This window comes from Streptomyces sp. NPDC002868 (genome assembly GCF_055563295.1).
Genome location: NZ_JBVHDR010000006.1, coordinates 406,480 through 421,543, shown reverse-complemented (window position 1 = coordinate 421,543; position 15,064 = coordinate 406,480). Strand labels below are relative to the sequence as shown.

Below are 15,064 nucleotides of genomic sequence, written 5' to 3'. Positions count from 1 at the left end.
GGCGTCAAGTAAGTTTTCAGGAGAGCCCCATGGCCAGAGGCAACACCCGCCAGCGCATTCAGGACGTGGCCCTGGAGCTCTTCGCCGAGCAGGGCTACGAGAAGACGTCACTGCGCGAGATCGCGGAGGCCCTCGATGTCACGAAGGCGGCGCTGTACTACCACTTCAAGACCAAGGAAGACATCCTGATCAGCCTCTTCCAGGACCTGACGAGGCCGATGGACGAGCTGATCGAGTGGGGGCAGACCCAGCCGCACACGCTGGAGACCAAGCAGGAGATCCTGCGTCGCTACAGCGAGGCGCTCGTCGGCGCGGCCCCGCTCTTCCGCTTCATGCAGGAGAACCAGGCCACGATGCGCGATCTGAGCATCGGCGAGACCTTCAAGGACCGCATGATGGTGATGCTCGAGCTCATCAGGGAGCCGGAGGCGCCCCTGGCCGACCAGGTCCGCTGCATCAGCGCGCTCTTCACGATGCACGCCGGAATGTTCGTACTGAAGGACATCGAGGCCGACCCTGAGGACAAGCGCCAGGCCGTCCTCGAGGTTGCCATCGATCTGGTGAGCCGGGCTCACCACACGGGCTGACGGTCACCGGCAGGCACACCCGCCACAGCTCCGCGGTGTCAGACGCCCGAGCGTCAGATGGTGACGCCGGCCGAGCGCAGGTAGGCCATCGGGTTGAGCGCGGAACCGTAGTTCGGGGTCGTACGGATCTCGAAGTGCAGGTGCGGACCGGACGAGTTGCCGGTGTTGCCGGACCGGGCGATGGTCTGACCCGCCTTTACGCTGTTGCCGACGGTGACGTTGACCTTCGACAGGTGGGCGTACTGCGAGTACTTGCCATTGGTGTGCTTGACCACGATGGCGTTGCCGTACGCGGGGCCGTCGCCGCCGCCGTTCGGGCCGGCCTTCACGACGACACCGTTGTAGGCGGCCTTGACCGGGGTGCCGACGGGGACGGCGAAGTCCTGGCCGGAGTGCTTGTGCGACCACATGTTGCCGCCCTGGTTGAAGCTCGCGGTCAGCTTGTAGCCGGTGACGGGCTTGACCCAGGTCACGGCGTTCTTCGCGGCCTTGGGCTTGGCGGCCTTGGACTTGGCAGCCTGCGACTTCGCGGCTGCGGCCTTCACGGCGGCTGCCGTCTTCGCTGCAGCGGCGGCCTTCGCGGCGGCGGCCTTGGACTGCGCCAGGGCCTGCGCGGCGACGGCGCTCGAGGCGTCCACCGCAGTGGCGGACCCGGCAGCCACCGGCGCACTGGTCCCAGCGGCGAACGCAGCCCCGGCCCCGAGCACCATCGACGCTCCCAGGCCGGCGGCCAGCACGGCGGCGCGGGTACGGAGAGCGGACGGGCGGGGAAGGTGGGACGTGGCGCGCTGCGACATTGGAGTGAACCTCCGGGGCATAAAGGGACCCGGCACCTCTGCGCCGGGCTTGGCCATCCCTTGGTAACCCAAGCCCCCACAAGGCCCAAAACCACCCATCTACGACATAGGGTCGTAGTAGCCTCACCCGGAATTCAACCCTTGACGCCCCTCGATCCCCCTTCGGGACCACTTCGCAAATCGGTCAAAATCTCCCTACGCGGACAGGTTTAGCTCCACGTGCGGACCGCACACGAACCGTGCGAATAGGACATCCACCCCGGATCACCTGCCATCGGACACCGGATGGCCCAAGGTCCCGGCCGACCCAGGCCCGAGGTCCCGCATCAGAGCCGATCCAGCCCACTACTCCGGCTAGTAGGCTCCGAAACCCCTGTGTGCCTTGTCACGGGTTCAACCGAGAACCGCCCCTCCGCGAGCCCCTTCAGAGACCCCTCCGATACCCCTCCGAGACCCCTTCGGAACTCGTCCGGCCCCCCTCCGGACGGCCCACGCGTTCTTCCCGCGCGGACCCCCGTCCGGGATGCTCCCATGCCATGAGTAGACCCGTGTGTGCCACGAGTAGACCCGTGATTCGCTCGAACCGGCGCCCCCGCGGCTGGATCCTGCCCGTGGTCATCGGACTCGCCTGCACGCTCACCTGGAGCGCGCCCGCCGGGGCCGGCCCCTCCGACACCGGCCTCAAGGGCGCCATCGACAAGATCCTCGCCAACGCCCGCATGGACGGCGGAGCCGCGAGTGTGGTGATCGCCGACGCCGCCACCGGGGAGCGGCTCTATCAGCGGGACGGCGCCGACCGCCTCATGCCCGCCTCCAACACCAAGCTGGCCACCTCCGCCGCCGCGATGGCGCTGCTGGGCCCCGACTACCGCTACCGCACCGACGTCCTGTCCACCGGCCGCCGCCACGGCTCCACCCTCCGCGGCGACCTCTATCTGCGCGGCAGCGGCGACCCGACCACGCTCGCCAAGGACTACGACCGGCTCGCCGCCGACCTGGCCGCCGCCGGCGTCACCCGCGTCACCGGCCGCCTCGTCGCGGACGACACCCGCTTCGACACCCAGCGCCTCGGCCGCTCCTGGGCCGGGGACGACGAGTCCTCGTACTACTCCGCGCAGATCTCCCCGCTCACCGTCGCGCCCGACACCGACTACGACTCCGGCACGGTCGTCGTCGAGGCGCTCCCCGGCGCCGCGCCGGGCGACAAGCCGCGCGTGAAGCTCACCCCGCCCACCGACTACGTACGCATCGACATCCGCGGCACCACCGTCCCCGCCGGACAGCCCGACACCCTCGCCGTCGAGCGGCAGCACGGCACCAACACGATCACCGTCAGCGGGAACATCCCGGTCGGCGCGAGCGCCACCAGGGAGTGGGTGAGCGTCTGGGAGCCCACCGGCTACGCCGCCGCGGTCTTCTCCGACGCGCTCGCCGCCCATGGCGTACGCATCGCCGGCAGCCCCCGCCTCGGCCGTCCCACCCCGCCCGACGCGAAGCTCCTCGCCTCGCACAGCTCCATGCCACTGCGGGAGTTGATGTTCCCGTTCATGAAGCTGTCCAACAACATGCACGCCGAGGCGCTCACCAAGACGATCGGCTACGAGACGGCCGGCCGCGGCACCTGGGACGCGGGCCTGTCGGCGATCACCGGCTACCTCAAGCAGGAGGGCGTGCAGACCTCCACCATCCGCCAGCTCGACGGCTCGGGCCTGACCCGGATGAACCTCTTCCCGGCCGAGCAGCTCGCCACGCTGCTCCTCTCGGTACGGGACGCCCCCTGGTACCCCGACTGGTCAGCGTCCCTCCCGGTGGCCTGCAACCCGGACCGCGCCATCGGCGGCACCCTGCGCTCCCGGATGTGCGCGACCCCGGCGGCCCTCAACGCCCGAGGCAAGACCGGCTCATTGACGGGCGCTTCGGCTCTCTCCGGGTACGTCACGGACGCCGGCGGCCGCGAGCTCGTCTACAGCGTCGTGCTCAACAACTACCTGGCCTCGTCGGTGAAGAGCATCGAGGACGCGATCGTGGTCACACTGGCCAGGTCCGACACGGCCGGAGGCACGATCGCGGCCGTACCGCCGCGGGCTCCGCGCAGCTCGGATCCGGCGGCGGATCTCGAATGCTCCTGGCAGAAGCCGAAGTTCTGCTGAAACGCCGGTGGCCCGGACCGTACGGAAGGTACGGTCCGGGTCATGACGGACATCGAGCTCGCCGACGCCATCCAGTCGGTACGGGACCAGTTACTCGACGCGGCAACCCGGGCCACCGGCCAGCCGGTCGCCTTCGAAGTCGGGGACATCCAGATGGAGTTCACGATCGAACTCCGCAAGGAGGTCAAGGGCGGCGCGAAGGTGAAGGCCTGGGTGGTGGAGGCGGGCGCGGACGCCGCCCGTACCACCGGCCACACCCACAAGATCGCCTTCACCCTCAAGCCGCGGAACGCGGCCACGGGCGAGTCCTGGAAAGTCGGCAACGAACACCGCGGCAGCACCGACGACTTCGGCACCGGGCGCGCTGACTGATGGCCCGCTCGTCATCCATGACGCCGTCACGGAGTGTCGTCGCGGTCCTGTCCGAACACCAGGGCAGCGGCGTACTGATCGGCCGCAGCACAGTGCTCACGTGCGCGCATGTCATCGGCGCCGCCGACACGGCCCGGGTGGCCATCCCCGGCCGCGCCGGCGAACTGGCCTGCCGGCTGGTCTGGTCCGACGAGGGCCTCGATGCAGCGCTGCTGCACATCACGCGAAAGCCGGAAGCACACCCGCAGCTGCCCCGCATGAGCACCGTGGCCACCGACCGGCCACTGCCGCACTGCGAGATCATCGGCTTCCCCCGCATCCAGCGGTACGACGGTGGCCGCAAGCTGGACCTCGATCAGTACACCGGGACGATCCTCCCCATGGCCGGGCTGATCCGGCGAACGATGGTGTTCGAGTTCGACCGGCCTCCCGCGAGCGAGCCCGCTGACGGTACATCGCCGCTCGCGGGGCTCTCCGGTGCGCCGGTCTTCGCCGACGACGGGCTTCTCGGCATTGTCCAGGAGGTCCCTCGCGGCCGTGGCCACCAACGCGTCGAGTGCCTTCCCCTGCAGACGCTCGCGATGAGCCAAGGATTCCTTGACGCGTACGGTGAGTCGACCGGTTTCCCGCCGCCGCGCCTGACCGAGCTCAGCAGCCCGGCGATCAACGACCTCCGCTTTGAGCGGGAGTATGCGGAGGCGGTGGGCGCCGCCTACCGCAGAACGAGGATCTTCGGCCTCGACGAGCTGCGCAAACGGGACTCCGAGTGGGACCTCGACACGGCCTATGTGAGCTTGGAGGCCCAGCCCCGGAAGGGCGAGGGTCATGACAGACCCGGCGCCCTGCCCCAAGTCCCCGTGGGCCCCGAAGCCCCCGAAGCGGGCGGTGCCGTGGCCTCCGTGCCGAAGAGGATCGACGAGCTGCTGGCCGACCGCCCGCGCGTCCTGCTGCGCGGCGAGGCGGGCGCCGGCAAGACGACACTCATGTGGTGGCTTGCCGCGCACGCCTCGGCGGGGACGCTCGGTCCACGGCTCGATCAGCTGAACGGCCTGGTGCCGTTCGTCGTTCCCCTGCGTACACTGCGCGCCCGCGGCGGCACCTTCCCCGCCCCTTCCCAGCTCCACTCGGTGGCCCAGCTGATGGCCGACGATCCGCCCGAAGGCTGGGCGGGACGGGTGCTCAAGGCCGGTCGCGCCCTGCTGCTGCTGGACGGCCTGGACGAGATGCCGAAGAACGACCGGGAAGAGGCCCACGAGTGGCTGTCCGGGCTGCTCGCCCGATTCCCCGGCACCCGGTGTGTGGTGACCGTACGGCCGCTCGCGGTCGAGCCGGACTGGCTCAAGTCGGAGGGCTTCGAGGAGCTCAGCCTGCTGCCGATGACCGGCTCGGACATCCATGCCTTCGTCGCCGCATGGCACAGGGCAGCCCGTCTGGACGGCGACGACGGCGAGAACCTGGACGACCTGGAACGGGACCTGGCCCAGCAGTTCGAGCAGAACCGCGCACTCAGCGATCTCGCCCGTACGCCGCTGCTCTGCGCGGTCATCTGCGCCCTGCACCGGCTGCGCCAGGGCTTCCTGCCGGAGACCCGGTGGGCGCTCTACCAGTCCGCGCTCCAGATGCTCCTCGGCAACCGCGACAAGCGCCGCAAGATCGACGCGCCCGAAGGCATCTCGATGAATGTGGAGGAGCATCTGCAGCTGCTCCAGCGGATCGCGGTATGGCTGGTGCGAGGCGGCCAGGCCGAATTCACCCGGGTACAGGCCCTGCACCAACTGAACCGCGCCCTGCCGGGGATGCCACGGGTACGGGAGCAGGGCACCCCCGAGGATGTACTTAATCATCTGCTCAACCGCAGCGGTCTCCTCCAGGAACGCGGCGACGACGACTTCCAGTTCGCCCACCGCACCTTCCAGGACTTCTTGGCGGCCAAGGAGTTCGTCGAAGGCGACCACATCCAGGAGGCGCTGAAGCACGCCCATGAGCAGCAGTGGCAGGATGTCCTGCTGCTGGCCGCGGGCCATTGTTCCCGCCGGGAACTGACCGTGCTGGTCAATGGGTTGATGACCGCCGGTTCCTCGCGGGGGATGCGGGAAGGCAGGCTGCGCACCGAGCTGTACGTACTGGCCGCGCTGTGTGCGCAACACGCGGCGTGGCTGGACTCGGACACCCTTGAGCGCGTACGGGCGGGGATCAGGTCTGTCGTCGAGCCCCGCAACGGCTTGGAGCTGCACCTGCTGGCCCGGCTGGGTCCGTATGTGCTGCCGCTTCTGCCGAGCCCCGCCCCCCGGCCCAGGACGCACGAAGGGCCGGTGGTCGATCTGATCAACGAGATCGGCGGAGCCGACGCCATCCCCTACGCCCGGCGCTTCGCGGAAAAGGCCGACGGCTCCGGCGACTTCTCCTTGGCACTGGCGCGTAATTGGGCCAACTATCCGGCCGAGGAGTACGCCCGCGAAGTCCTGGCTCGCGTCGACCTGACGGACGTGCCCCTGCTCATCACCAACCGCGAACAGCTGGCACAGCTCCCCGTGTTGTCACACGCTCGGCACCTCGACATCACGGGTGACATCAGCGCCGCCGAACTCGAGGCCCACCTCGACGGCCACAGCATCGAGACCATCGGTATCGCGGACAACAAGCTCCTCACCGACCTGGCCTTCCTGCGCTGCTGCGGTTCGCAGCTCAAGCAGGTGGCCATCAGGCGCTGCCCCGGCGTGCAGAGCCTCGCCTTCCTCCCGGAGCTCGACGCGCTGGAGGTGGTCGACCTGGATGCCGTGCGGGTTTCCGCCGTCGATGTGGGGGCCATGGCCCGGATATCCCGGCTGCGCTCCGTCTTCATCTCGTACCCCTCGATGGAGGAGGAAGTGCTGAATCTGACGCCGCTGCGGGCCGTGGCGGGGTTGAAGCTCAACGTCTCCGGGCTTCCCAAGCGACAGATCATCGGCTACCGCTGACGACGGCGAAAAGGGGCTGCCCCGGACCGTACGTTTCCGTACGGGTCCGGGGCAGCCCCTTCAGACACTCAGAACGCTTACGCGTCCTTCGACAGGTTCGGCCCGGCTCCGCCGGCCGCCTGCTCGATCGGCGGGACGTCCGGCAGCGCCGACTTCTCCTCGCCGCGGAAGGTGAACTTCTTCTCCTCACCCTCGCCCTCGGTGTCCACGACCACGATGTGACCGGGGCGCAGCTCGCCGAAGAGGATCTTCTCCGACAGGATGTCCTCGATCTCGCGCTGGATCGTCCGGCGCAGCGGCCGGGCGCCCAGAACGGGGTCGTAGCCCTTCTTGGCGAGGAGCGACTTGGCCGTGGGGCTGAGCTCCAGGCCCATGTCACGGTCCTTCAGGCGCTCGTCCACCTTGGCGATCATGAGGTCGACGATCTGGATGATGTCTTCCTCGGTGAGCTGGTGGAAGACCACCGTGTCGTCGACACGGTTGAGGAACTCGGGCCGGAAGTGCTGCTTCAGCTCTTCGTTGACCTTGGCCTTCATCCGGTCGTAGTTCGACTTGACGTCGCCCTGCGCCGCGAAGCCCAGGTTGAAGCCCTTCGAGATGTCCCGGGTCCCGAGGTTGGTCGTCATGATGATGACCGTGTTCTTGAAGTCCACGACGCGGCCCTGGGAGTCGGTCAGCCGACCGTCCTCCAGGATCTGCAGAAGGGAATTGAAGATATCGGGGTGGGCCTTCTCGACCTCGTCGAAGAGGACGACGGAGAACGGCTTCCGGCGCACCTTCTCGGTGAGCTGGCCGCCCTCTTCGTAACCCACGTATCCGGGCGGGGAACCGAAGAGCCGGGAAACCGTGTGCTTCTCGCTGAACTCCGACATGTCGAGGGAGATCAGCGCGTCCTCGTCGCCGAAGAGGAATTCGGCGAGGGTCTTGGAGAGCTCGGTCTTACCGACGCCGGACGGACCGGCGAAGATGAACGAGCCGCCGGGGCGCTTCGGGTCCTTCAGACCCGCTCGCGTACGGCGAATGGCCTGCGAGAGCGCCTTGATGGCGTCCTTCTGCCCGATGACGCGCTTGTGGAGCTCGTCCTCCATACGGAGCAGGCGCGAGGACTCCTCCTCGGTCAGCTTGAAGACCGGAATGCCGGTCGCCGTGGCGAGGACCTCGGCGATCAGCTCGCCGTCGACCTCGGCGACGACGTCCATGTCGCCGGCCTTCCATTCCTTCTCCCGCTTGGCCTTCGCGGCAAGCAACTGCTTCTCCTTGTCGCGGAGAGAGGCCGCCTTCTCGAAGTCCTGGGAGTCGATGGCCGACTCCTTGTCGCGGCGGACGCCCGCGATCTTCTCGTCGAACTCGCGGAGGTCCGGCGGCGCGGTCATCCGGCGGATGCGCATCCGCGATCCGGCCTCGTCGATCAGGTCGATCGCCTTGTCCGGGAGGAAGCGGTCCGAGATGTACCTGTCAGCCAGCGTCGCGGCCTGGACCAGCGCCTCGTCCGTGATGGAGACGCGGTGGTGGGCCTCGTAACGGTCCCGCAGGCCCTTGAGGATCTCGATGGTGTGCGGCAGCGACGGCTCCGCGACCTGGATGGGCTGGAAGCGGCGCTCCAGCGCGGCGTCCTTCTCCAGGTGCTTGCGGTACTCGTCCAGCGTCGTGGCGCCGATGGTCTGCAGCTCGCCCCGCGCCAGCATCGGCTTGAGGATCGAGGCCGCGTCGATCGCGCCCTCGGCGGCGCCCGCACCCACCAGGGTGTGGAGCTCGTCGATGAACAGGATGATGTCGCCGCGGGTGCGGATCTCCTTGAGAACCTTCTTCAGGCGCTCCTCGAAGTCACCGCGGTAGCGGGAGCCGGCGACCAGCGCGCCGAGGTCCAGGGTGTAGAGATGCTTGTCCTTGAGGGTCTCGGGCACCTCGCCCTTGACGATGGCCTGCGCCAGGCCCTCGACGACCGCCGTCTTGCCGACGCCGGGCTCGCCGATGAGAACCGGGTTGTTCTTCGTACGCCGGGACAGCACCTGCATGACCCGCTCGATCTCCTTCTCGCGCCCGATGACCGGGTCGAGCTTGGACTCACGAGCGGCCTGGGTGAGATTCCGGCCGAACTGGTCCAGGACGAGCGAGGTCGAGGGCGTGCCCTCGGCCGGGCCGCCTGCCGTGGCGGCTTCCTTGCCCTGGTAGCCGGAGAGCAGCTGGATGACCTGCTGCCGCACCCGGTTGAGATCGGCGCCCAGCTTCACGAGGACCTGGGCTGCGACGCCCTCGCCCTCGCGGATCAGGCCGAGCAGGATGTGCTCGGTGCCGATGTAGTTGTGGCCGAGCTGGAGGGCCTCCCGGAGCGAGAGCTCCAGGACCTTCTTGGCACGAGGGGTGAAGGGGATGTGCCCGGACGGGGCCTGCTGCCCCTGGCCGATGATCTCCTCCACCTGCTGGCGGACCGCCTCGAGCGAAATCCCGAGGCTCTCCAGGGCCTTAGCGGCGACACCCTCACCCTCGTGGATAAGGCCCAGGAGGATGTGCTCGGTGCCGATGTAGTTGTGGTTGAGCATCCGGGCTTCTTCCTGAGCCAGGACGACAACCCGCCGCGCGCGGTCGGTGAACCTCTCGAACATCGTTAATCGCTCCTCAGAGCGGTCAGAAAGATTGGGGACGATCCCCTCCCTGTCCTTCCGCAGCTTAGTCCCGCAAGCGGGGACCGCTCATTCCAACTGCCGACACCCGTCCATGGCCTCCTGACCGCTGAACGCCGACACCTGCTCCAACCCGATGGTGCGAGACGATGTTCCCGCAGGCCAGGCAGTTACCCTCACCATCACTACGCCGATGGCGAACGTGAGACGGCCAAGCAGGCGTGTCGCCCCTTCCCACTAGGAATGTCTTACCCGTAACCACTGACAGTCCATGCGGCTCGCACCGGTTCCCTCAGCTACGGGCGAACAACCTTGCGCCCCCGAATGCGCCCACACGCCCCCAAGTCGGGCACCGTACGCAATCGCGACTCCACTCTGCGTAACCCCCGGCGCTGGTCGGGAGTTCCCCGGGTATGCCCTTCACCGTCCCGCTCCCCCGCACGCCGTCAGACGGCGGCGTAGCACGGTGGTACGAGAACGAGCTCGGCTGGGCCGCCGCCGACGGGTCGCCGGTGCGGCTGCTGACCGGGTTGCGCTTCGATGTGCTGGAGCTGCCCGCCGACGCGGGCGCCGCTGTGCTGCGCCGGACGAAGACCGCCGGGCCCGTGGCCCTCATGGGGCACAGAATGCGGCTCCTGGTGGCCGCGGGCAGCGCCGACGAGCTGCCTGGGCTGCTCGAGTGGCTGGAGTGGGGCGGGATCGCTCTCGATCTGACCGCCATCGGCACGGGCGGCCTGATGACCGCCCCGCCGCCGCCGGGACGCCCTGGCTCCCGGGGGGCCGCCGTATGGCTGCGACCCCCCGTGCCGGGGCGCGAGGTGGAGCCGACGCTGCCGGCCCTGGTCCCTTTCGGGCGCAGTGCCGCAGCCGGTGAGGGAATCAGCCCCGATCTCGTACGACTTGTGGACACGGTGGCGACTGAGTGCCACCGGGCCCGATTGCTGCGTACGAATACGCCGCGTGCGAATACTCAGCCGTTGGCCTTCTCGTAAGCCTCGCGGACCGTTGCCGGGACTCGGCCGCGGTCGTTGACCTCGAAGCCGTTTGCCTTGGCCCAGGCACGGATTTCGGCGGTGTCCTTGTTGCCGCCGGCAGCCGCACGGCCCTTGCCACGGCCGGACGCGGCACGGCCGCCGGTACGCCGGCCGCTCTTGGCGTACGGCTCGAGCAGACCACGGAGCTTGTCCGCATTGGCGGTGGTGAGGTCGATCTCGTAGGTCTTGCCATCCAGAGCGAACGTCACCGTCTCGTCCGCCTCGCCACCGTCGAGGTCATCGACAAGAAGGACCTGAACCTTCTGTGCCACCGGATTTCCTTTCATCGAAAATGCAGTACGCGGAAAGGAAACCGCTTTTCCCTGGAAAACACAAACCCTTGGCAGAGGTTCAGAACCTCGAGAACACGGGAAACGTGCGCGATTCGGACATAGGGATCCACCTCAAGCAGTGATCACAGGTGCAGAAGCATCCGGCTGTTGCCCAAGGTGTTCGGCTTCACTCGTTCGAGCCCGAGGAACTCCGCGACGCCCTCGTCATAGGAACGCAGCAGCTCGCTGTAGACATCTCCGTCGACCGGTGTCTCACCGATCTCCACGAAGCCGTGCTTGCTGAAGAAGTCCACTTCGAAGGTGAGACAGAAAACCTTGCGCACTCCCAGCCAGCGGGCCGTCCGCACCAGCTTGTCCAGTACGTGATGTCCGACGCCGGTGCCCTTGAAGGCGGGATCGACGGCGAGAGTACGCACTTCGGCGAGGTCTTCCCACATCACATGCAGTGCGCCGCAGCCGACCACCCTGGCATCCTCGTCGCGTTCCGCGACCCAGAACTCCTGGATGGCTTCGTAAAGAGTGACCGTCGCTTTGTCGAGCAGGATGCCTTCACTCACGTACGGGTCGACGAGTCGGCGGACCGACGGCACATCGCTGGTCCTGGCCCGCCTGACGGTGATGGCATTTGCTGCGGCATAAGGCATGCCCCGACGCTATCGCTCCGGGGACGTCCCGCCGTCGGCGGCCTCGTCGCCAGGAACCTCACCCTGAACCCCGCCAGGAACCCCACCAGGAACCCCGCCAGGAACCTCGCTCTGAACATCCCCCTGAACGAGTCGGACCGCCGCAAGGAGCGCTTCACGCTGCTCGGGCGACATCATGCCGAAGAAGGCGACAAGTGCGGCCGCCGGGTTGTCACTCTTGGACCAGGCTTCGTTCATCAGTGCGGCCGAGTACGCGGCCCGGGTGGAGACCGCCGTATATCGATAGGCGCGGCCGTCGACTTCTCGGCGGACCCAGCCCTTCTGATGGAGATTGTCCATTACGGTCATGACGGTGGTGTAGGCGATGGACCGTTCCTGCTGAAGGTCTTCGAGGACTTCCCGGACGGTGACCGGCCGGTTCCATTGCCAGACGCGTGTCATGACGGCGTCTTCCAGCTCTCCCAATTGGCGGGGCACATAACCACCATAGTGGGAGACGTCGGAATGGCTGGTTATTGACGTAACAAAAAGGACGTACGGCTAAAAATCGGCCGTACGTCCTCGGTGTGCGACGGGGTCAGTCGTCGCGGCCGGCCTGCTTGGCGGACTGCGCGCGAGCCACGGCGGCGTCCACGATCGCGTCCTCCTTGGCCTTGTTCGGGCCGCCCTGGCTCTTGACGATCGTCACGACCAGAGCGGTGAAGAAGACGGCCATCACCACGGGGGGCAGGAGCGCGGATACGTAGTCCATGGCTCCCAGAGTAGCTATCCGGCCGCGAGCTGTTCGGGCGGGGGCACGGGCCGGCGGCGGGGCGGAAAGACCTCGGACGGCTTCGGCACCGGCTTCTCGCTCGGCGCGGGCGGCTTGGGCTGGGGTTTCTGCTGGGGTTTCTGCTGCGGCTTGGGGTCCTCGGCAGCGCGGCCGCCGACGAGTGCGAGGAGCCGGGTGCGGGGGGCCGGGGCGGTGGCCACGGCCCGCACGGCGGGGCCGGCCAGCCGGGCGCGTACGGACTGCTCGGCGAGCGTCTGGCAACGGTGCAGCACGGCGGCTCCGACGGGGTTGGAGCGCAGCGTGCGCAGCGCGGCCAGGTCTTCGGGGCGTGGGTGGTAGCCGGTGGCCAGGGCGTCCTGGAGGAGCTCCAGATAGCCCGCGGCGGAGCCGGGGAGCGCTTCGCGGTAGCGGACAAGGTCGGCGAGGAGGAACGTACGCAGTCGGCCGGCCTCGCGTACCGCCTCGTCCACGGAATCGGCCAGACGCAGAGCGTCCTGGACGTCGTCGTCGGCGAGAGGGACGGGATGGAGGGCGATGGCGAGGGCGCGTCGGAGCACACGCAGCTCGTCTGCGCTGAAGGCCATGCCGCCGCGGGATCCGTATGGCGTGGGCATGGGCCGACGATACGTGCGACTTGGACAAAATCGGGTTAATTGAGCAAGCCCGGGCGCGGCGGATGCGCGGCCGGGCCGCGGGGTGCGGGGGTCCGCGGCGCGGGTCGCGGGGGTGCCCGGTGCGGGGGTGCCCGGTGCGGGGGTCCGCGGTGCGGGTCGCGGGGGTGCCCGGTGCCGCGGGATGCTGGGTGCCCGGTGCCGCGGGGTGCGGGGTGCCCGGTGCCGCGGGATGCGGGTTCCGGTGCCCCTCCGGGCTCGACTCCTCGGGGTCGGCGGCATCAAGGGGTCCGTATTGATCACCGCGTCCGGCCGCCGATCCCCTGCGGGGACGACCCTGCACGGCCCCTCCCCACCGGGAGGCAGCAACGGGTGCGGGCCCGGCGCCCGGGCTCCTCGTCCCCCTGGAAACGTCACATACGGGAGACGTTCCGCTCGTAGACCAGGCGCAGGCCGATCAGGGTCAGCCACGGCTCGTGCTCGTCTATCGCCGACGCCTCACCCAGCACCATCGGGGCCAGACCGCCGGTCGCGATCACGGTGACCTCGTCCGGGTCGTCCGCGAGCTCGACCTTCATGCGCCGTACAACGCCGTCGACCTGGCCCGCGAAGCCGTACACAATGCCGGACTGCATCGCCTCGACGGTGTTCTTGCCGATCACGCTGCGCGGGCGGGCCAGCTCGATCTTGCGGAGCTGGGCGCCCTTCACGCCGAGCGCCTCGACGGAGATCTCGATGCCCGGGGCGATCACACCGCCCGCGTACTCGCCGCGCGCGCTGACCGCGTCGAAGGTCGTCGCCGTGCCGAAGTCGACGACGATCGCCGGGCCGCCGTACAGGTCGACGGCGGCGACCGCGTTGATGATGCGGTCCGCGCCGACCTCCTTGGGGTTGTCCATCAGGATCGGTACGCCGGTCTTGATGCCGGGCTCGACGAGGACCGCCGGCACGTCGCCGTAGTAGCGGCGGGTCACCTCGCGCAGCTCGTGCAGGACGGAGGGGACGGTGGAGCAGATGGCGATGCCCTCGATGCCGTCGCCCAGCTCGTCGCCGAGCAGCGGGTGCATGCCCATCAAGCCCTGGAGCAGGACGGCCAGTTCGTCGGCGGTGCGGCGGGCATCGGTGGAGATGCGCCAGTGCTCGACGATCTCCTCACCGTCGAACAGGCCGAGGACGGTGTGGGTGTTGCCGACATCGATCGTGAGCAGCATCAGACGCCTGCCTCGCGCAGGTCGAGGCCGATGTCGAGGATCGGTGAGGAGTGCGTGAGCGCGCCCACCGCGAGGTAGTCGACGCCCGTCTCGGCGTAGGCCCGGGCGTTCTCGAGGGTGAGGCGGCCGGAGGATTCCAGGGCGGCGCGGCTCGCGACGATCGCGACGGCTTCCTCGGTCTCGGCCGGGGTGAAGTTGTCCAGCAGGATCAGGTCGGCGCCCGCGTCGAGGACTTCGCGTACCTGGTGGAGGGTGTCCACCTCGACCTCGATGGCGAGGTCGGGGAAGGCTTCCCGTACGGCCTTGAACGCCTCGGCGACGCCGCCCGCCGCCACCACGTGGTTGTCCTTGACCAGGGCGGCGTCGGACAGCGACATACGGTGGTTGACGCCGCCGCCGCAGCGCACCGCGTACTTCTCCAGGGCGCGCAGGCCGGGCGTCGTCTTGCGGGTGTCGCGGACCCTGGCCTTGGTGCCTTCGAGCACGTCGGCCCAGGCGCGGGTCGCGGTCGCGATGCCGGACAGGCGGCACAGGAGGTTCAGCGCGCTGCGCTCGCCGGTGAGCAGGTCGCGGGTGTTGGTGGTGACGGACAGCAGCTTCTGTCCCGCCTCGACGCGGTCGCCGTCCTCGACGTGCCGCTCCACCTCGAACGACTCGGTGCAGACGATCGACAGGACGGCCTCGGCGACCCGCAGGCCCGCGACCGTGCCCGCCTCGCGGGCGGTGAAGTCGCCGGTGGCGACGGCGTCCTCGGGGACGGTCGCCACCGTCGTCACATCCACGCTGCCGTCGAGGTCCTCCCCGAGCGCGAGGTGCGCGATGTCCTCGACCTGGACCGGGTCGAGGCCCGCGTCGGCGAGCAGCCGGGCCAGGGCGGGGTCGAGACCGCACTCGTACGCTTCGTCGTCTCCGCAGCCGCAGGCGTCTCCGCAGCCGCCCGCCTCGGTCGCGGGGGCGCCGATCTGGATCAGCGGTACGTCCACGGGACGCGGACGTTCTTCGGGCGTGCTCACGG

The 15,064-nt window shown here is 68.8% G+C and carries 14 protein-coding genes; 5 read left to right on the top strand and 9 right to left on the bottom strand.

From position 1 onward, the window contains the following. Positions 1 to 29 precede the first annotated feature (29 nt). Entirely contained in the window at positions 30 to 587 is a 558-nt protein-coding gene (locus ACZ3H8_RS21225) for a TetR/AcrR family transcriptional regulator (protein ID WP_467404020.1), read from the top strand. Positions 588 to 640: 53 nt separating this feature from the next. Here the strand turns inward: ACZ3H8_RS21225 and ACZ3H8_RS21220 are convergent, their stop codons facing one another. Beyond that, positions 641 to 1,384 (bottom strand): M23 family metallopeptidase, encoded by a 744-nt coding sequence (locus ACZ3H8_RS21220; protein WP_467404018.1) that lies wholly within the window; start codon positions 1,382 to 1,384, stop codon positions 641 to 643. Positions 1,385 to 1,920: 536 nt separating this feature from the next. Here ACZ3H8_RS21220 and dacB point away from each other — a divergent pair. Genes dacB through ACZ3H8_RS21205 form a run of 3 tightly spaced genes read left to right on the top strand, consistent with a single transcriptional unit; the run spans position 1,921 to position 6,863 of the window. Beyond that, positions 1,921 to 3,534, top strand: a complete 1,614-nt coding sequence (dacB, locus tag ACZ3H8_RS21215; RefSeq protein WP_467404016.1) for a D-alanyl-D-alanine carboxypeptidase/D-alanyl-D-alanine endopeptidase — start codon at positions 1,921 to 1,923, stop codon at positions 3,532 to 3,534. 42 nt (positions 3,535 to 3,576) lie between these two features. Next, on the top strand, positions 3,577 to 3,906 hold the full coding sequence (locus tag ACZ3H8_RS21210; RefSeq protein ID WP_467404014.1) for a trypco2 family protein: 330 nt from the start codon (positions 3,577 to 3,579) through the stop codon (positions 3,904 to 3,906). A gap of 17 nt (positions 3,907 to 3,923) precedes the next feature. Beyond that, positions 3,924 to 6,863: an NACHT domain-containing protein gene (locus tag ACZ3H8_RS21205; protein ID WP_467404012.1), complete on the top strand. Its 2,940-nt coding sequence runs from the start codon at positions 3,924 to 3,926 to the stop codon at positions 6,861 to 6,863. A 77-nt stretch (positions 6,864 to 6,940) separates the two neighbouring features. Here ACZ3H8_RS21205 and ACZ3H8_RS21200 read toward each other — a convergent pair whose 3' ends face one another. After that, positions 6,941 to 9,466 carry an ATP-dependent Clp protease ATP-binding subunit gene (locus tag ACZ3H8_RS21200; RefSeq protein ID WP_467404010.1) on the bottom strand — a complete coding sequence of 842 codons (2,526 nt, stop codon included), beginning with the start codon at positions 9,464 to 9,466 and terminating at the stop codon, positions 6,941 to 6,943. Positions 9,467 to 9,897: 431 nt separating this feature from the next. Between ACZ3H8_RS21200 and ACZ3H8_RS21195 the strand changes: the two genes are divergently transcribed. Continuing rightward, entirely contained in the window at positions 9,898 to 10,476 is a 579-nt protein-coding gene (locus ACZ3H8_RS21195) for an SCO3374 family protein (RefSeq protein WP_467404008.1), read from the top strand. On the opposite strand, the gene ACZ3H8_RS21190 is transcribed toward ACZ3H8_RS21195, so the two are convergent. From ACZ3H8_RS21190 to nadC, 7 genes are all read right to left on the bottom strand, one after another. Continuing rightward, complete coding sequence (locus ACZ3H8_RS21190) at positions 10,455 to 10,790, bottom strand: histone-like nucleoid-structuring protein Lsr2 (RefSeq protein WP_307661879.1); 336 nt, start codon at positions 10,788 to 10,790, stop codon at positions 10,455 to 10,457. The two genes, ACZ3H8_RS21195 and ACZ3H8_RS21190, sit on opposite strands and share 22 nt — an antisense overlap. Before the next feature lie 143 nt (positions 10,791 to 10,933). Then, positions 10,934 to 11,455, bottom strand: a complete 522-nt coding sequence (locus ACZ3H8_RS21185) for an amino-acid N-acetyltransferase (protein ID WP_467404006.1) — start codon at positions 11,453 to 11,455, stop codon at positions 10,934 to 10,936. Positions 11,456 to 11,464: 9 nt separating this feature from the next. Next, on the bottom strand, positions 11,465 to 11,932 hold the full coding sequence (locus tag ACZ3H8_RS21180; RefSeq protein ID WP_467404003.1) for a BlaI/MecI/CopY family transcriptional regulator: 468 nt from the start codon (positions 11,930 to 11,932) through the stop codon (positions 11,465 to 11,467). Between the two features lie 100 nt (positions 11,933 to 12,032). Continuing rightward, entirely contained in the window at positions 12,033 to 12,206 is a 174-nt protein-coding gene (locus ACZ3H8_RS21175) for a hypothetical protein (RefSeq protein WP_467404001.1), read from the bottom strand. A 14-nt stretch (positions 12,207 to 12,220) separates the two neighbouring features. Further along, on the bottom strand, positions 12,221 to 12,811 hold the full coding sequence (locus ACZ3H8_RS21170; protein ID WP_467404096.1) for a hypothetical protein: 591 nt from the start codon (positions 12,809 to 12,811) through the stop codon (positions 12,221 to 12,223). Positions 12,812 to 13,251: 440 nt separating this feature from the next. Next, positions 13,252 to 14,049, bottom strand: a complete 798-nt coding sequence (locus tag ACZ3H8_RS21165) for a type III pantothenate kinase (protein ID WP_215098503.1) — start codon at positions 14,047 to 14,049, stop codon at positions 13,252 to 13,254. Beyond that, positions 14,049 to 15,062 (bottom strand): carboxylating nicotinate-nucleotide diphosphorylase, encoded by a 1,014-nt coding sequence (gene nadC / locus ACZ3H8_RS21160; protein ID WP_467403997.1) that lies wholly within the window; start codon positions 15,060 to 15,062, stop codon positions 14,049 to 14,051. Before nadC ends, ACZ3H8_RS21165 begins: the two co-directional genes overlap by 1 nt. Positions 15,063 to 15,064 lie beyond the last annotated feature (2 nt).